The sequence below is a fragment of the Vibrio sp. 2304 genome, assembly GCF_033339475.1.
GTDB lineage: Bacteria > Pseudomonadota > Gammaproteobacteria > Enterobacterales > Vibrionaceae > Vibrio > Vibrio alginolyticus.
Genome location: NZ_JAWOUQ010000009.1, coordinates 170,252 through 188,623, shown reverse-complemented (window position 1 = coordinate 188,623; position 18,372 = coordinate 170,252). Strand labels below are relative to the sequence as shown.

Annotated in this window: 16 protein-coding genes; 7 read left to right on the top strand and 9 right to left on the bottom strand. The window is 42.7% G+C overall.

The window, feature by feature from the left end:
- Nucleotides 1-113: 113 nt before the first annotated feature.
- The gene (locus tag R7P64_RS17720; RefSeq protein WP_047103591.1) at nt 114-1,142 is read right to left on the bottom strand and encodes a site-2 protease family protein; all 1,029 of its coding nucleotides are present in this window, start codon (nt 1,140-1,142) and stop codon (nt 114-116) included.
- 422 nt (nt 1,143-1,564) lie between these two features.
- On the opposite strand from R7P64_RS17720, the gene R7P64_RS17715 reads away from it, so the two are divergent.
- From R7P64_RS17715 to R7P64_RS17700, 4 genes are all read left to right on the top strand, one after another.
- Nucleotides 1,565-2,800: an outer membrane protein transport protein gene (locus R7P64_RS17715; protein ID WP_005376347.1), complete on the top strand. Its 1,236-nt coding sequence runs from the start codon at nt 1,565-1,567 to the stop codon at nt 2,798-2,800.
- 20 nt (nt 2,801-2,820) lie between these two features.
- Nucleotides 2,821-5,229: a VolA/Pla-1 family phospholipase gene (locus R7P64_RS17710; RefSeq protein WP_318123771.1), complete on the top strand. Its 2,409-nt coding sequence runs from the start codon at nt 2,821-2,823 to the stop codon at nt 5,227-5,229.
- A gap of 136 nt (nt 5,230-5,365) precedes the next feature.
- Nucleotides 5,366-5,575, top strand: coding sequence for a YgdI/YgdR family lipoprotein (locus tag R7P64_RS17705; RefSeq protein WP_225466259.1), 210 nt, complete (start codon nt 5,366-5,368; stop codon nt 5,573-5,575).
- A 289-nt stretch (nt 5,576-5,864) separates the two neighbouring features.
- The gene (locus R7P64_RS17700) at nt 5,865-6,422 is read left to right on the top strand and encodes a PhnA domain-containing protein (RefSeq protein ID WP_005376350.1); all 558 of its coding nucleotides are present in this window, start codon (nt 5,865-5,867) and stop codon (nt 6,420-6,422) included.
- A gap of 186 nt (nt 6,423-6,608) precedes the next feature.
- Here R7P64_RS17700 and R7P64_RS17695 read toward each other — a convergent pair whose 3' ends face one another.
- The 3 genes from R7P64_RS17695 to R7P64_RS17685 all read right to left on the bottom strand — a co-directional run bounded on the left by R7P64_RS17695 (nt 6,609) and on the right by R7P64_RS17685 (nt 10,464).
- Nucleotides 6,609-6,800: a hypothetical protein gene (locus R7P64_RS17695; protein WP_005376351.1), complete on the bottom strand. Its 192-nt coding sequence runs from the start codon at nt 6,798-6,800 to the stop codon at nt 6,609-6,611.
- A 279-nt stretch (nt 6,801-7,079) separates the two neighbouring features.
- Nucleotides 7,080-8,099 carry a TerC/Alx family metal homeostasis membrane protein gene (locus R7P64_RS17690; RefSeq protein ID WP_064354768.1) on the bottom strand — a complete coding sequence of 340 codons (1,020 nt, stop codon included), beginning with the start codon at nt 8,097-8,099 and terminating at the stop codon, nt 7,080-7,082.
- Nucleotides 8,100-8,721: 622 nt separating this feature from the next.
- Entirely contained in the window at nt 8,722-10,464 is a 1,743-nt protein-coding gene (locus R7P64_RS17685) for a bifunctional UDP-sugar hydrolase/5'-nucleotidase (protein ID WP_318123769.1), read from the bottom strand.
- Between the two features lie 268 nt (nt 10,465-10,732).
- On the opposite strand from R7P64_RS17685, the gene R7P64_RS17680 reads away from it, so the two are divergent.
- A complete protein-coding gene (locus R7P64_RS17680) occupies nt 10,733-12,367 on the top strand; it encodes an ATP-dependent endonuclease (RefSeq protein WP_042520844.1) in 1,635 nt (544 codons plus the stop codon).
- A gap of 153 nt (nt 12,368-12,520) precedes the next feature.
- On the opposite strand, the gene R7P64_RS17675 is transcribed toward R7P64_RS17680, so the two are convergent.
- Both R7P64_RS17675 and R7P64_RS17670 read right to left on the bottom strand, forming a co-directional pair.
- Complete coding sequence (locus R7P64_RS17675; protein WP_017634175.1) at nt 12,521-13,003, bottom strand: DUF1097 domain-containing protein; 483 nt, start codon at nt 13,001-13,003, stop codon at nt 12,521-12,523.
- 228 nt (nt 13,004-13,231) lie between these two features.
- On the bottom strand, nt 13,232-14,137 hold the full coding sequence (locus R7P64_RS17670; RefSeq protein WP_005376369.1) for a LysR substrate-binding domain-containing protein: 906 nt from the start codon (nt 14,135-14,137) through the stop codon (nt 13,232-13,234).
- Between the two features lie 301 nt (nt 14,138-14,438).
- Between R7P64_RS17670 and focA the strand changes: the two genes are divergently transcribed.
- Nucleotides 14,439-15,890 (top strand): formate transporter FocA, encoded by a 1,452-nt coding sequence (focA, locus tag R7P64_RS17665; protein ID WP_318123766.1) that lies wholly within the window; start codon nt 14,439-14,441, stop codon nt 15,888-15,890.
- Nucleotides 15,891-16,027: 137 nt separating this feature from the next.
- Here the strand turns inward: focA and R7P64_RS17660 are convergent, their stop codons facing one another.
- The 3 genes from R7P64_RS17660 to R7P64_RS17650 all read right to left on the bottom strand — a co-directional run bounded on the left by R7P64_RS17660 (nt 16,028) and on the right by R7P64_RS17650 (nt 17,550).
- Complete coding sequence (locus tag R7P64_RS17660) at nt 16,028-16,597, bottom strand: YceI family protein (protein WP_017634178.1); 570 nt, start codon at nt 16,595-16,597, stop codon at nt 16,028-16,030.
- Entirely contained in the window at nt 16,594-17,133 is a 540-nt protein-coding gene (locus R7P64_RS17655) for a cytochrome b (protein WP_005390157.1), read from the bottom strand. The genes R7P64_RS17660 and R7P64_RS17655 overlap by 4 nt, the downstream gene beginning before the upstream one ends.
- 174 nt (nt 17,134-17,307) lie before the next feature.
- Nucleotides 17,308-17,550 (bottom strand): DUF2164 domain-containing protein, encoded by a 243-nt coding sequence (locus tag R7P64_RS17650; RefSeq protein ID WP_042520836.1) that lies wholly within the window; start codon nt 17,548-17,550, stop codon nt 17,308-17,310.
- A gap of 183 nt (nt 17,551-17,733) precedes the next feature.
- Here R7P64_RS17650 and R7P64_RS17645 point away from each other — a divergent pair, with 183 nt between their 5' ends.
- Complete coding sequence (locus R7P64_RS17645; RefSeq protein WP_005376385.1) at nt 17,734-18,366, top strand: hypothetical protein; 633 nt, start codon at nt 17,734-17,736, stop codon at nt 18,364-18,366.
- The last annotated feature ends 6 nt before the right edge of the window (nt 18,367-18,372 follow it).

Here is an 18,372-nt window from a genome sequence, read left to right as displayed (position 1 = left end):
TAGCATGAGTAGTTTTACAGGCAAAGCCGAAACGGATGATAACCACCTACTGAAGTAGGTGGTTTAGGGCTGAAAATAAAAAAGCTCCCTAGGGAGCTTTTTAATGATTCTAATCAAGTGCCCAATATCTGTAGCGGCAAACTTAACAAACTATCTCCGAGAGTGGCAAAATACCAGATGATAGAAACAAAACCTCCGACAGAGACCAAGTACCAAGCAAGTGAAAATAGTTGCCCATAACGGGTTAATGGCAATAAATGGCTTTGATGTCGAGCTCTCCATTCCATCACCACTTCCAACATTCCCATTAACAATAAAAACCCTAGCAACGTCAGACCGAAATAGTAACTGATAAAAATGCCTAATAAAGCGGTCGCAATACTGCCAACTAACCCGACCCAAGTATTCATTGAGAAGGTAATACTTTTGAGCACATGGCCACCATCTAATGGTAAAATAGGCAGCAGATTAAATAGGTTTAGCAAGGCGTTAAACACAGCAAGCCCAGCGAAGATCACCTCACCAGTCATCCAATAAAGCAAAGTAAAAACAATACTAAGTACTAAACCGAAAAATGGTCCCATGATTGAGATAACCACATCCTGCCAGCGCGTGTTTATCTTTTCGTCACTTAGCGCCAAACCACCTAGGAATGGAATCAAATAGATCCCTTTGGTCTTCATTCCAAAATACTTCATCGCTCTAATGTGACCATATTCATGGAAAACCAAGCAAGCGATCAACGCTAGCGCGAACTCGATGGAAAATAGCCAAGAATATGCAGCGAGACTTGCAGACGCTAACGCCACTTTAATAACTTTCGCACTTTTAAGTGCTTTCATCCCAAGAGATACGAGACCTATTATACTTAAACGCTTTTCGGATGGTGGCGTAACTTCTGGCACTTGGCGCTCGATGTCTTTTTCATTTCGACAACCTTCGTTGACGAGCTCACCGTTAATTGTGACCTTGTAACTCAATTCAAACGGTTGCCATGTTAAAGAACACTCTAAATGACAGTTCAGGATTTCCTCACCCGCAGAGAGCCTAAACTGGTGTAGACAAGTCTCTGCGGTATTGTCACTGGCATCGATTTGAGACACCAACGTATTATCCCAATATAACTGCTGCCACCCAGCCATCGATCCTTCGAGCCTTAGCGAACGACCTAAAAATTCAACATTCAGTAATTCCAATGCGGCTCCTATTGCGTCTATTGAATAACTACATAGCGAGCGCGAATTATGCCTGTGAAGTGAAGAAACAGCAAAGCGAGCTATCTCTTGATTTGATCGTTATTTAACTATAAAGCTCGCAAAACAATTCTGGTCGTACCATTTCCTTCAAAAATATAACGATAATACATGCCCTTACAAGCCATCGTTTGACCTATGCATCATATTTAAAACGCAAAATACGCTCAAACTTTGACAAGTTATTAAACATACAATTAACATTACATTTACATCACCGTTGTATTTCGCGTATTAACAATTGGTGTAAGTACCACACAACAATTACAAGGACTTCGGTCCAGCATTATGACACCCTAGGAGGGTCAAGGATGAACAAGAAGCACTGCTCTCTGCTTACAATTTCAATATTGTTTGCGTGTAATGCCCACTCAGCGGGCTTCCAGGTAGCTGAACATTCGGCATCTGGTCTTGGTCGAGCATTTTCAGGTGAAGGGGCTGTCGCAGATAATGCCAGCGTCCTTGCTCGTAACCCTGCAGCAATGACACTTTTCAAAGAAGCTCAATTTTCGGGCGCGTTATCTATCATCGACCCTGAAGTCGATGTGTACGACACTGTAAACAATGAACACGCGAAAGATGTCGCCCCTTTACAGATCGTGCCAGCAGGTTATTACATCAGCCCTATCAATGATAACTGGGCTTGGGGTATCGGTATGTTCACAACATACGGTGTTGCTACCGACTATCCAAATGATATTTCCGCAGGTGATATGGCGGGTGACACTTCCCTACTTTCAGTAAACATCAACCCTAATGTCGCTTACCGTATCAACGAGTCTTTCAGTGTCGGTGGTGGTATCAACCTCGTATACGCTGAAGCAGAGCTGACTCGTCACAAAGGCGCACTCGCCGGTATTTTAGGTGGTAATAAGTCCGATAACCTTGTCGGCATGGAAGGCGAAACTTTCGCTTGGGGTTGGAATGTCGGCGCTTTATTTGAGCTAAATGAAAACAACCGTTTTGGCTTTGGCTACCGCTCTAAGGTTGATCTAGATTTTGATGACGGTGAGTTTAGTAGTTACGACTCTGGTCGAGCTTCATCACCAAAAGTGGATGGCCGTTTAAAAATCTCTCTTCCTTCAATTATCGAATTATCGGCTTTCCATCAATTGAATGAACAATGGGCTGTACATTACGGCTGGCAACAAACCGACTGGAGCACATTTAAAGAACTAAAAGCGACCAGTAACGAATGTAATGACGGAGTATGTTTCTTTAAACCTGAGAAATATGAAGACAACAATCGCTACTCCATTGGTGCAACTTACATACTTAATACAGACTGGACATTCCGTGCAGGCTTTGCGTACGACGAACAAGCAGGTGAAGCGACATTGAGTATCCCTGACAGTGACCGTTTTTGGTACAGCGCGGGCCTAACTTACGCAATGAGTGAGAATTTAACTTTCGATGCAGGCTTTGCACTTGTTAAGAGTAAATCAGGCTCTTTCACTGAGACAAATGCTCTGGGTGAAGAGATTAAGTTTGACTCAGAAGGTACTGCTTACATCAGCGCGGTACAGATGAACTACACCTTCAAATAATGGGATTACGGAGTAAACCAATGAAACACACGTTTAAATTATCAATGCTTTGTTCTGCAATCCTTCTTGCTGGTTGTGGTGATGATACCTCCAGCTCTGGTACTTCCGACAAAGTTCAATTTGAAGATGAAGTGCAAGCATTGCTTGATCGCGAAACATCCATCAGTTTTACGCTTCAAGGAGCGAACGCAGATGTACCGGCACCGTCTTACTTATTAATGGACACAAGCGATGGTACGCTTGGTCTGCCAACTGATGGCGATGATGCTTTAACCAACCCTAGAGCCTCGATGAATACGATGGATGGATGGTCAACGTCTATGCCAATCGTTCTTAACTTCAACGGCGACGGTTTTGCAACGGGCATGCTGTCGTCTGGTGTTAAAGTCATCAAGATTAACCAACGCTTAACCGAGTGGGACGGTAAATCTAACCCAATCGAAGACGTTCTCGTTCAGAACCAAGACTACGTTGTTCAAGCAAAAGGCAACTCTCTATATATCCAGTTCTTGGCTGCGCTTGATGAGTCAAGCGAGTACATTTTTGCAGTAACACAAGATGTTACTGACGTGAATGGTGAGCCAATTGGTACATCAGCAAGTTATGCGACTGGTAAATCGAAAGAAATCGTTTATGAAACTGGCGACCTTGCTTCTGTTCAAGCAGTCACTCAGGCGGTTGAAGGCATTTTTGGTATCGCCAAAGTAAACCCTAACGACATCGTTTACTCCTCATGGTTCAGTACCCAGTCTGTAGGTGATACGTTAGCGGCAGTCAAAGGAGTAACCGCTACTGGTTTTTCTACCGGCGCAAACACACTAAATACCGTTTACAAAAATGACTCAAACGAAGGTTCAGTTGACTTATCAACGGCCTACACAATAACGCTCGGTGAAACCCAAGACTTTAGCACTGCGCTAGACTCTGACGATGACTTTAGTAAATACATTAGCGATCTAGACGCAGCTAAAACGGCAATTAAAGGCCTTTACATGCAATCAGGTGCCGATGTAAGCGTGACACAAGGTGTGGTAAGACTGCCTCATTACCTGGAAAAAGGCGCAAGCTGGAACATGCAACCAATGGTATCTGCGATGCCAAGCCTAGCGAAGCTAAGCGCAGCATTAGCGGATCCGAACGAGCAAGCAAACATGGTTCAGCAGCTATCAACAGGCGTTTTTGCAAATGATCCTGTTGATGTGACAAAGCTTGCTACAGATCCTACAGAGCAGCTAAAACTTGTTGGAGCTAAGCTTACTCTTACCGATGGTACCCAGCTTGATAGTGAGCGTATCATTACTCGCTACTCGCCTGTTCCCGTAGTGAAATCGGTTGAAGATGTCGAAGTACTGGTCTTCACACCTAAATCTGGCGTCGCGACAGACGTTGTGATTTATCAACACGGCATCACCTCAGCGAAAGAGAATGCGTACGCGTTCGCGTTCAATATGGTAAAAGCAGGTGTGGCAGTTATCGCTATTGACTTACCTATTCATGGTACGCGCAGCTTAGATGAACAACGTTCCGCAAATGCGAATGTACTGGCTTATCTAAATCTTTCCAACTTAGCCGTTGCGCGTGACAACCTACGTCAAAGTGTTCTGGATGTGTTAGGTTTGCGCGCTAGCTTGGTAGTATCTGCTCAAGGCGGTCTTTTAGCTGGAGGTCCTCTGCAAGGCTTCAACCCAATGACGGGTTCAAAAGTCAAAATGCTAGGTCATTCACTTGGCGGTATTGTAGCTACATCTGCCGTCGCAGCAGCAAACAATACATTGGGCAGCCCTACTGCGGATGCGCTGTACACCTTTAGTTCTGCATCAGTACAGAACTCTGGTGGACAAATTGGTAATTTGTTACTGGGTTCAGACAATTACGGCCCTCAGATCAAACATAACCTCGCTTATGCAGCATCAAAAGACTATGCGAATTATGCTGATGCATCATGTGCGGATCTAGAAGATAAAACATGTTACGAAGCATTTGAGGCTGCGGCAACGGAAGCTCAAGTAGCAGCGCTAGAAGCAGGTTTCTCACAATTTATCTATGCAGCACAGACTACACTAGACACTGTCGATCCGTTCACAAACGCTTCAGATTTAGTGGCATCTGGTTCGCTAACGACACCATTCTTTATGACAGAAGTGGATGGCGATAGCACAGTACCAAACAGCGTTCCAAATGCACCATTCGCGGGTACTGAACCGCTTGCTAATAAGCTAGGGTTGAAGACTGTGAACAGTACGGACACTGATGTGAATGCAACTGCGAGCTTTGTACAGTTTAATGCTACTGCATCGCACAGTACTTTTGCTTCGCCAAATGGCACTCTGTCTGATATTGATCATCATGTAGAGATGCAGATGGAAAACACTGACTTCTTGATGGATGACACACTAACAGCTGTCACTAACACTTCTGTTTTGAAGTAATCGCAACACCCTTCCTACCAAAGCCCAGTTTCTACTGGGCTTTTTCATTTCAATTGTATTCAAACCCACTCATATTTCCTCTGCTATAGTTAAATCGATGTCTTTGCCTAACTCACTTGTTTAAAAGGAAAACTCTATGCGCATATTGACTGTTATTGCCACTGTATTACTTCTTGCTGCATGCGGAAGTAGCCAATATCTGATGTCGACAAATGAAGGGAAAATTATTACCTCTTACGGTAAACCAGACCTGAACGAGGAAACGGGTATGTACGAGTATGAAGACATGGATGGTAAAGAAATGAGCATTTCAAAAGAGCAAATTGTCCAGATTGTCGAACGTTAACGACAGGCCCTCTGTAAATTAGAGGGCTATGTTCTAGCCACCCTCTCTCTACATTTACTTCTTTTAGGCTTGTAATCGTTGTAGAAATTGACACAACCAATTCATAAGCCAAAACAATCAATAGTGTCTTTTATACTTCCGTATTATTTATTTAGCGAATATTTTACATCTTCACCTTAATCAGGTTGGAGTATTGTAAAATCTAGTCTTTAATTCGCTAACACCCTTTTATTTCTCAGGATAAAGTGGATAATACCGCCACAAAATAACATTACTAAGGTGAGTCCTTATGTCTATTGAAGCTACTCTGCTTGCGCGCTGCGAGTCAAAATGTGAACTGTGTTCTTCTGAATCTCAACTAACTGCATACGCTGTCCCACCTCACGGTAATGTGACGGTTGATACTGCCATCATGGTTTGTGATAAGTGTCTGGGTGAGATCGATGAGCCAAAAGACATTAACCACTGGCGTTGTCTAAACGAAAGCATGTGGAGCCAGGTTCCTGCTGTACAAGTGACTGCATGGCGCCAACTCACTCGCCTAAACACAGAAAGCTGGGCTCAAGATGCTCTTGACATGATGTACATGGAAGAAGAGCAAATGAACTGGGCAATGAAAGGGATGTCTGCTGACGATAAAACGGTTGACTGTAACGGCACTGAACTTAAGAAAGGTGACGATGTAACAGTAATTAAAGACCTACCAGTAAAAGGCACTAACCAAGTAATCAAACAAGGTACAGTGATTCGTGGTATTAGCCTTGGCGATGATCCAAAGCTAGTTTCGGGTAAGGCAAATGGTGGTCAGTCGATGTACGTGATCGCAGAATACTGCCGCAAGAAGTAATATCGCACTTCAGTCATGTCAAAACGGGGCACCAATGGTGCCCCGTTTTTCTATACAACACTTAATCTACTATCATGTCTACCTCCTCTAGAGTGTTTCTTTTCTAGGGCGTAGGTTGAGTAGGCATGTTTTACAAATAAAAAAAATACCGGCTCATAGGCCGGTATTTCTTACACTATTTCAATATCAACGGTACATACCGATGTCTTTTTGAATATGTGCTGACAAGTCTTCTGCGTAGTAACTGCGTGGCGCAGTGTTATCTACAAATAGAATGTCCAGTAAGTGAGCAATCAGTCCTTTGAAGTTAACCGCGTAGGTTTTCTTATCCATAGAGGTTGGTAAAGCTACATTTGTCATTTGCATTGCTTGTGCCATGATTGCCTCTCTTTAAAAGCAGTAGTCTGTTTAGTTGGTTGTATATTAGTCAGTTTCTTATTATTTAAGAAATGACAAATTTTACCCATTCAAATTAGAATTTCTAATAAAACAAACTCATTACAAAACTCAAAAATACAAATGAATAATAACGGCATAAATAATCACAATTGCTGTAATTACATTGAATAACTGAACATTACCTGCATAATCGCCCCTTAAGAAACAACATGTATTTAACAATATTTTTCGTTATTTCTTTTGATTTTAGTGCTTACTTTATATTTTTTGATTAGTAATATTAACGCTAGTTTGACGCTTCGCTTTATTTTTTAGGAGTGATGCCACCACTGCCGATGTCATCACAACAACTAAAAATGTGAGAGACCATGTTGTCGGAATCTCATATTCTGTTCCAACCAATAGCATTTTTACCCCGATAAACATCATGATTACTGATAATGCTGGTTTTAAGTATACAAACTTGTCTAACATTGCTTGAAGAACAAAGTACAGCGATCGCAAACCCAATAATGCAAATACGTTCGCGGCTAAGACTAAAAATGGCTCTCGCGTTACCGCGAATATAGCTGGTATAGAATCCAACGCAAACATAACGTCCATTACTGCAATGACACCAACAACGATCAGCATCGGTGTTGCCACCCACTTACCAGCTTGCTTTAAGATTAAGTGATTTCCTTGGTAGTCATCTGTAACTGGCAATACCTTTCGAATCAACTGCTCCGGATATGGATTAACTTCTTCTGCTTCGCCTTTGTCGCGAGCTAGCTTAACACCTGTCCAAATAAGGAAAGCAGCAAATAAGTACAATACCCAGTGATACTGTGCAAGTAACTGAGCACCAACCGCAATCATGACAGCGCGTAAAACTAGCGCACCTATCACCCCCCAAAGCAATGCTCTCGGACGCAAATGCTCCGGCACACTGTATTGTGCAAAGATGATGGCAAACACAAACAAGTTATCAACGCTTAACGACTTCTCTAGTAAGTAACCAGTTAAGAATGAAATCGTTGCTTTGTCGTTCGTATAAGCGCTATGTGGCGCGTAAAAGTCCCAGAATAAATAAATAGAACCTGCAAAAACAAAGGCAAGCAAGAACCAAAAAACACTCCAAACGATGGCTTTTTTCATCGTGATAACGCCACCACGTGTTTGATAGATATCAAGCGTAACAAGAACAAGGGTAAATAAACCAAAAGCACCATACATCGCTAATGATTCTTGAAGAGGCACCGATTGGCTCAATTGGGTGGTATTTTCGATAAGAGACATATTTCCTCCCATGGCGGAAGGACTTCGTTTGGTGACCTTCCGCAGACAATAACAACCAACAGCCACATAACGATTATGTGCTGCTAGTCAATGAATGCGTTGGTCTCGTTGAAGTGTTGACGTGAATGAACCACGTAACACCTTTACTTACCGGATAAGCTGATGCTTAACGAGATGACGATAAGTAAACTTGCGCTAACTACTCCCCAAACGCCGACATAATAACGCCGAGCGTCAGGCTTTCCAACAAAAAAGCCTTGTCTTATCGAAATAAAATTCTTATCAAAAATCAGGAAGCACTATAAAAAGAAAGAAGTGGATTCAACCACCTGAACTTTAGTAAACAGACAAAAAGCAGCAAATGGCTCAAGACAAACTCTTCATTGGTTAGAGCCCTAACGGGGAAGATAGATACAAAAAAGGAGCATTACTGCTCCCTTTTGTAGCATCCACATTCTTAGCAATTCAAAAGCCGCTTAGAGGCACAAAGTAGACCAGTGTTGACCAAATTGCGATCCAGGCAACCACGACTGCCGTATCTGCCCAATCTTTATTCCACATACTGCCATCCTCATCAACCCATGTAGTAAGTGGAGAGCAGCAAAATCAATACCAGTATCTATTATCGACGTCGCTTTGTGTAAAGTTTGTGACTTTGATTCAAACAGTTTGGCTCATCGGTCAGGAGTTCAATAAAACAATCAGCCATGGACAAACTGGTCACACGCCCTTCTCCTTTCATCTCCTGCAATGCGTCGTACCCCTCTTTCCCTTTCATCGTATAGGCAGAAGAAGTTCCTCGATACCAAACATCATCTTGAACACCTACCCATTGTTTACCATCAAAAATCACTAATGACTGAACTCTTTCACCTTTTGGGGCATCTGCGTGATACTCGAAGTTTAAATTGTAAGTGTACGGATAACTGCCAGATCCAGTGCCTTCTACGCCATTGTTGAGTGCATTATTTATCGCGCCTTCAAGTGCACGGCGAATAGCGCTGCCTTTTACATCGTAAAAGCCGATAGGAACGGCAAAAGGCAACAGCCGTCCGGCAATGTCTGCCACTGTGATGTTGCCAGGGTTCAAAGAGGTTCGCACGCCACCCGCATTATGAATTGCAAATTGAACGTCATATCCACGTTTGTTTAAACAGTGCAGAAATGATCGGGCAACGGAGGAAGCCAACTCACTCTCACCAAATTCATCGGGAATTCTCACATGACGCTTTTTGGTGTCAACACTAGCAATGACTTGTGACTGTAACTGCCTGACCTGAGGAATATATTTATCGCTCAGGATCGCTTGAGTTTCCGGGTGTTTCTTACAAACCACGACATTCGGTTGACCATGGATGAAGTCGCACGCGGTTTCGAATACACCTTGGTCGAGCTGTTGGTTTAGCGTCGAGTCCCAAAAAATACGTCGACCAAGCAACAGTTCATTTTGTCCACTCAACATCGTTGCTTTACCGTGTTCATCAAACTCAATGACGCAGTGCCCCATTGTCAAAGCATGGAAACCCGCTTGCACCACATAGGTATCATTAATTTTGATACCGTAGGGATCGTCTTGTCCTAACCCTATTGATAAAAAATCACCTTGCAACCGGTGGCTGTGTCCACCAACAATTATACCAATACCTGCGACTTTCTCAGCTAACTCTAAATCACCTTCATAACCTAAGTGGCTCAGAAGAATAATATTTTTTATACCTGATGAATGGATTTGTTTTACGGTCGCCTTGGCGGTTTCAATTGCTGAGTGAAAAGGCGTGTCTGCATCAGGGTTTGCGATGTCGCTCATTTTATCTATGGATAATCCGAAAATCGCGACCCGCTCACCATGGAATTCTTTAACAATGTATTGAGCGCTCTGTGTATCCGGTTGGTAACTATATACATCCTTGCAATCACTGATACGGTGAGTTTTTTTAAGTGATTCATTGGATAAATCCCAGTTGCCAGCAAGCAATGGGAACTGAGTACGTTGGCAAAACAATGCAACTGGCTCATTCCCCATATCTAATTCATGATTGCCTAACGCCATTGCATCAATCTTTAATGCGTTCAATAAGTCGGCATTGGCTTTGCCTTTAAATAGTGAGAAATACAGCGTGCCTTGGAAGCAATCTCCGGCATGGAGGAACAACATCCCGTGACCTTGGCGCTGAGCATCATCTCTTAACTGCTCGACTCGGGTTGCAATACGAGAAAAGCCGCCAGCACTGACATAAGGCTCTAGCGTGAGTTCATTGTTTATCTTAAGCTTTAACTGTAATGACGTTGGTTCAAAGTAGGAATGTGTGTCATTGATGTGTGCCAGTTTGATTCTCACTGGCTTATGATTGTTATTCATCTTCATCTTCTCTTTTTTCATTCCTTATAATAATAAGAAGTGAATCATGACAGAATCATGAATTTTATGAAACTGCGATTTAGGATTTCATGTTTAAGTGATCACGATGCTGTCCCCCGGCTTTGAAAGCAAGCCTCGCTTGTAACGGTCTCTATTCAGTAAGAGGCTCTCGTAATTTTGTGAACTGAGCTTAACTCAAAAATTTCGAATTCATATATGCTTAGGAGTAGCAAAATAACTCTCGATAATTCAAATAATTGCAAGGAGGATTGAGATGAGACTAGAACGCATCGAAATCTCCGGGTTTAGAGGCATCAAACGCCTTTCACTCTCTTTTGACGAACTCACCACGCTTATCGGTGAAAACACGTGGGGCAAATCATCATTACTCGATGCCCTTTCCATCGCATTACCTGCCAATGGCTCATTGTATCAATTCAAACTGAAAGATTTTCACGTTGACTACTCAATTTCTCATCCACAAACACAACACTTACAGATCATTGTTTGTTTTAAAGCACAGGATAAAAACGAAGTAAAAGCGGGACGCTACAGACGCATAAAGCCTACATGGTGCACCAACGAAGATGGTGAGCAAGTCATTTACTATCGTATTAGTGCGTCTCGCGATGAGCACGGCATTAATACAGAGTACGCGTTTTTGGGTCATAACGGCAAACCCAAAAAACTTCACCACTCAGAGAAACTCGCTATTGAGTTAATGACACTTCATCCTGTAATCCGACTACGTGACTCCCGACGCTTCCCAGATTTAAACCATGTCAACGGCGATGGTAAAAATGCTCGGATTGAAAAACGAATCAACAATACCTGTCGACGCTTATTGGCTATGCCTGGCCATGTAAATAAAGGTGAGATTCGTAGTAGTCTCGACTCAATGCAAACGCTTGTTGAGCACTATTTTGCGTTCAGAAGTGTCAGTAAAGGTAACCCACGCAAACCTCGCGATGGTCTTTTCTATACAAGCCCTTCCTCTGATAAAGGTTTGAGTCAGTTCTTGAAAGAAACCAATGACAAACAAAGCCGCTTGCTTTTAATGGGGTTACTCAATGCCTATCTTCAAGCTAAGGGTCCCACCGATTTAAGGCGCTGCGCGAGACCAATACTGATTATTGAAGATCCAGAAGGTCGACTGCATCCAACTCATCTAGCGAGAGCGTGGTCCTTATTGCAATTGTTGCCAATGCAAAAGATATTAACCACCAACAGTGGCACGTTACTCGGTTCTGTTCCACTGTATTCAATTCGACGTTTAATTCGGCTATCAGACAGAACCATCGCTAAGAGTTTAAACTCAACAAAGTTTGGTCGAGATGAGTTGCGCCGAATTGGTTTCCATATTCGTTTTCATCGTTCAGGAGCATTATTTGCGCGGTGCTGGTTACTTGTTGAGGGCGAAACCGAAGTTTGGCTTTTTCATGAACTGGCTCGTCAATGCGGGTATGACTTGGCTGCCGAAGGGGTTCAAATCGTTGAGTTTGCTCAATCAGGTCTAAAATCACTCATCAAAGTAGCAAAAGAGTTTGGTATTGATTGGCATGTCGTTACCGATGGCGACCCAGCAGGGAAAAAGTACGCGCATGCAGTGCGAGCACAGCTCGACCATGATCAGGAAAGGCATCGACTTACGGAGTTACCCGACCGAGACATCGAGCACTTTCTGTACAACAATGGGTTTGAACTTTTCTTTAAGGACATCATCAAAGTTCCTCATGACCACCCTATCCCTGCTAAAAAAGTCGTAAATCGTGTTTTGAAAAAACATGCAAAACCGGACTTAGCTTTGGCCATTGTTTCTCATTGTGAAGAGAAAGGCATGGAGTGTATTCCTGTACTTCTGCGCTGGACACTTAAACGCGTTGTTACCATGGCCAACGGCAATACATGAGTTAGGCGTATTTCACACTCAGCGTATTGTCTTGTAATACAAAAAAAGCACACCAATTTGGTGTGCTTGTATCAAACATCATTAATTTTGATTAAGGGTATTGAGAGGGATAAAACTCAATACACAGTGGATACCAATAAGATCGGGGGTTCACTACTGTGCTTGCTCAGCAAGCGAAGAAGAAGTAGCGGTTGATTTCGTATGCAACCATAGCCCTGTCGCTTTCATTAGATAGCCAAACACACCACCTAGCAACAACGATGGAATGACTAGTTGCCAGTTTCCGTCAGCCGCAAATGTTGCGCATGAACCAATAAAAGTACCAGGGATGTACGCGAGCCAAGCCTGTTTAGCTTGAATACACATAAAGAATGCCACAATAGCGGTAATCACATAGCCAATAATTTCCAACCCCACGTAAGTGGAACCGTGAATAATTACCATTGCCCAGAATACGCCTGTCATATTGGTGATTAAGCTGATGCCTAGTCCTTTCAATCCGCTCGTTGGCGCTGCAAAGTAGCTCGTGCAACCTAAAAAACCAGCCCAAGAAAGCAAACCTAAAGAGATGGCGATCCAACCCCATACGCCAGATAAAATTCCAGTAGTGATAGAAATAGCTAAAAGTGTCGTCATGGTAGTCATACCTGCTCGGCTATTATCGTACCTATATGGTTCAATAACTGCCTTCATACATTGAAATCAAGGACACATGTTAGATACATCAGCTCAGCTTATCGGTGATATTGATCACAATAAGATATTATTATTTTCACAATTTACATTAAAAGTTTGACGCAACCGATAAATCAACAGATTTAGGGAATAAACCCAACTCATCTCGTAGGCATGTTTAATCAACCTTTAAAGAACTGAAGGCTTCCCTTTCATCATTCGCAGTCCCTCTCTTTTAATGCAGTCGACTAATGGGTTTTCTGCCATATCTGAGCGCCATATAAATGAAAGCGTCCTTTCCATTTTTAACTCAGGTACATTTAATGCCACAAGATGACCTGCTTCTATATATCGCTCTACATCTAAATACGGTAAGCAAGTAAGGTACTGACCATTAGCAACTAAACTACGTAACACCGGAACGTGTTCATACTCGCGCCACACATCCAAATCTTCAATAAGGTGGTGAATGGAACTATCAAATGTTTTTCGTGTGCCAGAGCCATGCTCTCTTAGTACCCACTTCGCTTGCTCTAACTGCGCAAGGCTAACAGACTGATTACGCGCAAAAGGATGATGAGAAGCTGCGACAACAGTAAGATGATCACGACACCATACTTCTTGGTGTAAACGGTTATCATCACAGCGCCCTTCAATAATCCCTAAGTCATACTTGTAATCTAATACCCCATCAATCACCCCTTTTGTACTTTGTACACCGAGGGAAATACGCATTTCTGGAAAGTCATTATCAATGATACTGATAAGGTCGGGAACTAAGTGCTCTGCTGGGGTTTGACTCGCTCCCATACGAATCTCACCACTCAATAAATGTTGCTCATAGAAGCCCATTTCAATCTGCAATGCATCTTGTAGCAAGCGTTTTGCTTTTGGTCGTAACCACATCCCCCAATGGGTTAACGCCATTTGCTTGCCTTGCCTCTCAAACAACGGCCTGCCAAGCATCTTCTCTAATTGCGCAAGCGACATACTCGTCGCTGATTGTGTTAAAGCCAATTTTTCTGCGGCTTGGCTTACACTGCCGGTATCTGCAACTGCGTCGAAAACCGCTAATTGCTTAAGTGAGTAGCGCAAAGTGTCCTCCATTATTAGTGGGTATTTCCCAATCCCCACAATTGTTAAAGCATGCCCCAATAAGCAATAGAGTTCATTTTACCTAGCCCCGTAAAGTTATCAATTAATTTGATGAGGTTTCTAAATATTATCAATTTTACCTTACTAACCGTTCTCCCTATTCTGAGTACGCGGTTCGGGAACACCGCAAGCCTCAATGGTTTTGAAACCGAAGTCATTGAGGCTCTTAATAAAAACAACAATTTCATTTTTGAGTTAATAACCAAGGATTTTTTATGCGATTACAAATTAAGGAGTCAATATGGCGGTGACCAGTTCTCAAAATCACCAGTATTTTTCTCCAAAAGAGATGATGGTTGAAGCGGAAAAATTTGCGTTAAGTAAGGCAAACAAAACCAGCAGTATGACATTAAGCCTCGCCATTATGGCCGGCGCGTTCATCGGGTTAGCATTCTTGTTTTACATCACAGTGACCACCGGTAGTACGGGCGCTGGTTGGGGCTTGAGCCGCCTAGCTGGTGGACTCGCATTTAGCATGGGATTGATCCTCATAGTGATCTGCGGTGGTGAATTATTTACCAGCTCCGTCCTATCCAGTATTTCTTGGGCCAATAAGCAAATATCGTTCGGTAAGATGCTTTCGATCTGGGGCAAAGTTTACGTTGGTAACTTTATTGGTGCGATGTTCCTACTTGCGCTGGTTACTGCTGCTGGTCTTTATCAGATGGATGGCGGTCAATGGGGATTAAATGCGCTTAACATCGCACAACACAAACTTCACCACACTCTCATTCAAGCGTTTGCACTCGGTATTCTCTGTAACCTGTTGGTCTGCCTAGCGATTTGGCTGACATTTAGTTCTGCAAATGCAATGACAAAAGCAGCAATGACAATTTTGCCTGTGGCAATGTTTGTCAGCAGCGGTTTTGAGCACTGTGTTGCGAACATGTTTATGGTTCCACTTGGTATTGTTATCGCGAATTTTGCACCTGAATCTTTTTGGGCATCTGTCGGTGTGCCCGCGTCACAATACACAGACCTAAACATTAGCCACTTTATTACCGCTAACTTAATTCCTGTCACGCTTGGCAACATCGTCGGCGGAGCGGTATTAGTTGGCCTTTCAAACTGGTGTATTTTTCGCCGACCAGAACTAAAAGCAGCGAATATTTCTTCTATCACTACAACTACAACACTGTCGTCAGTTAAGGATTTCACCATGAAAAATGCCTCTTTTGTTAAAGACATTATGAACCAAAAACCAGTCACCATTCGTGCAGAAACGCCAATTGCAGCCGCGCTGGATGTGTTACTTGATAACAACGTAACTAGCGCACCTGTTGTAGACGTACAAAATCGATTAGTTGGCTTCTTCTCTGCTCACGATGTGATGGTAGAACTATGGTGTGAGGACTACATTCCGGTGAAAGACCAAAAAGTCGTCGACATCATGAGCCGAGATGTGGTCGCAATTGACGCTGGTGATCGCCTCGTTGATGTTGTGGAATTCCTATGTATCGATAAAGAGCAGTTGTACCCAGCGAGCAGTATGGGTATTGCCACTCGCTTGACGTCTTTGTCTCTCGAAGAACGCGCTAAAAGTATCAAAGTAAGTAAGCCACAAGTGCTTCCTGTGCTTGATAATGGGCAGATGGTCGGGGTGGTTACTCGTACTGAAGTATTAAAAGCACTACGCCCGATTTTTGGTGAGCGTTTAAACCTAGTGGAAAAAAGCGAGTTAGAAACAGCGTAATTCGCTAAACATTTACAACGTCTATTGGCTTTCAATCGCTATCACTGACTGGTTTATCGATGTTAGTGATGTGATTAAGATAATAAAAAAGCGCTCTTCAAGTGAAGAGCGCTTTTAGTGTATCTAAAAGGAACTAATTACTTCTTAATACCTTCGATATGAAGTTCCATATCGACGTAGCTTGAAGCACCCATTACTGGGATGTCAAAGTCAGCAAGCTCTAGGCGAGTGTTGCCAACAAAGCCAGCGCGCTCGCCGCCCCATGGGTCACTGCCAGCACCAACGAATTCAGCCTCAATAGTAATAGGCTTAGTAACACCGTGTAGCGTTAGATCACCAGTTACATCTAGTTTGCCATTGCCTTTATCAACCACTTTTGTGCTCGTAAAGGTTGCTTCACTGTATTTACCAGCATCGATGAAGTCACCACTACGAATGTGTTTGTCACGTTCAGCATGGTTTGAATCTAGGCTGGTTGTATCAACAACAACATTTACTTTTGAGTCAGCAATGTTGTTTTCATCAAAAGAAAAGTCACCAGAAAATGTATTGAAACGACCTTTGATGAAACTGTAACCCAAGTGGCTAACTTTAAAGTTGATTGAAGCGTGAGCACCTTTGGTATCGATGACATAATCTGCAGCTTGCGCACCAAATGGCAGTGCCATAGCGATAGCTAATCCTGTAGCGAAAAGTGACTTTTTCATTTTGAAGCTCCTAACATTTTTCTTAATGTGTTGTCTTTATCGATAAAGTGGTGTTTTAGTGCAGCAATAGCATGTAAACCTGCAATCAGGATGACTGCCCAAGCTGCATAGAAGTGAATCTCACCTGCAATATCTGATTGGCCTGGGAATAACTCTCCCGCTCCTGGCACGGTGAACCAATTAAACACTTCGATGCCGCGTCCATCAGACGTTGAAATGAGGTAACCTGAAACAAAGATGGTGACCAATAATAGGTACATGACACCATGCGCTGCTTTAGCAGCAAGCACTTCGTAACGTTTGCCTTCTACCTTTGGTGACGCCGTCACATGTTTCCATACAATGCGTGCCAAAGTTAAAATAGCGAGTAAAATACCGACAGAGCGATGGTAATGCGGCGCAGTTCGATACCATTCGCTGTAATAGCTAAGGTCGACCATCCACAAACCCACTGCAAATAGACCAATAATGCACAGCGCTGATAACCAATGCATCACGCGTGCAGTAAGGTTGTAATTCTTTACCAGTGTATCCATCTCAAGTTCCTAGATATATTCCTAAGTTAATGCTGAGCAAGAAACACTACATTAACCTATTTACGTCATATGAAACAGATTATTTACCATCATTTACATCCAGCCAATGGTACCGTATCTATCAAGTTGTTCGAATTTTTTGAAGGAACTTTAAATCGTTTGTAAAACTGAAACTTACAGCTTAATTTCTTGTTCTATCTCATACAGCTCTTCGGAAACTTCTAACATTCTGCGTTCAACCAGTAACTTAGCATCTTCAACACCCTTGTTATAATAAATTGGTCCTAGTTTTTCTGTAATAAAATCAATTAGAAACTCACTATCGAACTGGCCAATTTCAACATCTAGCTCGTCTTGCATGTAATCTTGAATGGCGGTGGCCAACGCCTCTTTTTGTGCGCGTTCTAGCTTTATCATTTTTTCCCTTTCAAATTTTTGTTCAACTTCTGCTTCTTTCGTGTTGTTCTATTAAAGATTAGACACGGTCATTTGTGAGAAATTTGGTGTTTAGATCAAGAAGTTGCCGAAGTAAATTAGTCTATTCTCAAAAGACTATGCTAACCTTTTGCAGTTCGTTTTGTAATTATTAAGGGATATTCTTTGCTACTCGACCTAGTTATTCAAAGTGTTAATGATTTTCAAGACGACTGTCTTAAGCTGTGTGAAAAGCATTACCCTGCGGTGCATAACCAAGGCATGAGTGAGCATCATCTTGGTCTCGCGTTTTCAAGAAGGATGGAACATACTTTTCGTCACTTTGGATACAACTGCGTGATAAAGCCAATCGAAGTGTTGGATTCTCCAGACCTTCCCCATCACTATCGAATTTCATCCGACATTGGCACTGTCTGGGTTCTGAGTCACCATATGGTCAGTGCCGGAAAATCTTGCCGGGAAAACTTACTCTCATCAATTACGGAATGGCAGAGTGAATATGGCTATGCCTTACAGCCTAATGACCTACTCTTTTTGGTTTGCGATCATTGGATAAGTCGCAGCAAAACGAGCCGAGAATTACTTCATTGGTGGATGGGTGAACTACCCGATCAGATCAACGAATACACAGAACAAGGAATCACACTGTACACCAGCGAGTCGCAACTCACGCAATCTTTGGACACTCGATTCGGTATTAGCCCTTGTTACATTAAGTTTGGGCATCCTTTACGGCGTTCGAACAAACAGCAGTTAGTCAGAAAATATTTGCAGTTGTATGCCGTACTGCAATGGTAGCATCAA

Bases quoted from the DNA above. Each gene is read 5' to 3' on its own strand.
- R7P64_RS17720 (WP_047103591.1), bottom strand. From the start codon at position 1,142: ATGGCTGGGTGGCAGCAGTTATATTGGGATAATACGTTGGTGTCTCAA.
- R7P64_RS17715 (WP_005376347.1), top strand. From the start codon at position 1,565: ATGAACAAGAAGCACTGCTCTCTGCTTACAATTTCAATATTGTTTGCG.
- R7P64_RS17710 (WP_318123771.1), top strand. From the start codon at position 2,821: ATGAAACACACGTTTAAATTATCAATGCTTTGTTCTGCAATCCTTCTT.
- R7P64_RS17705 (WP_225466259.1), top strand. From the start codon at position 5,366: ATGCGCATATTGACTGTTATTGCCACTGTATTACTTCTTGCTGCATGC.
- R7P64_RS17700 (WP_005376350.1), top strand. From the start codon at position 5,865: ATGTCTATTGAAGCTACTCTGCTTGCGCGCTGCGAGTCAAAATGTGAA.
- R7P64_RS17695 (WP_005376351.1), bottom strand. From the start codon at position 6,800: ATGGCACAAGCAATGCAAATGACAAATGTAGCTTTACCAACCTCTATG.
- R7P64_RS17690 (WP_064354768.1), bottom strand. From the start codon at position 8,099: ATGTCTCTTATCGAAAATACCACCCAATTGAGCCAATCGGTGCCTCTT.
- R7P64_RS17685 (WP_318123769.1), bottom strand. From the start codon at position 10,464: ATGAAGATGAATAACAATCATAAGCCAGTGAGAATCAAACTGGCACAC.
- R7P64_RS17680 (WP_042520844.1), top strand. From the start codon at position 10,733: ATGAGACTAGAACGCATCGAAATCTCCGGGTTTAGAGGCATCAAACGC.
- R7P64_RS17675 (WP_017634175.1), bottom strand. From the start codon at position 13,003: ATGACGACACTTTTAGCTATTTCTATCACTACTGGAATTTTATCTGGC.
- focA (WP_318123766.1), top strand. From the start codon at position 14,439: ATGGCGGTGACCAGTTCTCAAAATCACCAGTATTTTTCTCCAAAAGAG.
- R7P64_RS17660 (WP_017634178.1), bottom strand. From the start codon at position 16,597: ATGAAAAAGTCACTTTTCGCTACAGGATTAGCTATCGCTATGGCACTG.
- R7P64_RS17655 (WP_005390157.1), bottom strand. From the start codon at position 17,133: ATGGATACACTGGTAAAGAATTACAACCTTACTGCACGCGTGATGCAT.
- R7P64_RS17650 (WP_042520836.1), bottom strand. From the start codon at position 17,550: ATGATAAAGCTAGAACGCGCACAAAAAGAGGCGTTGGCCACCGCCATT.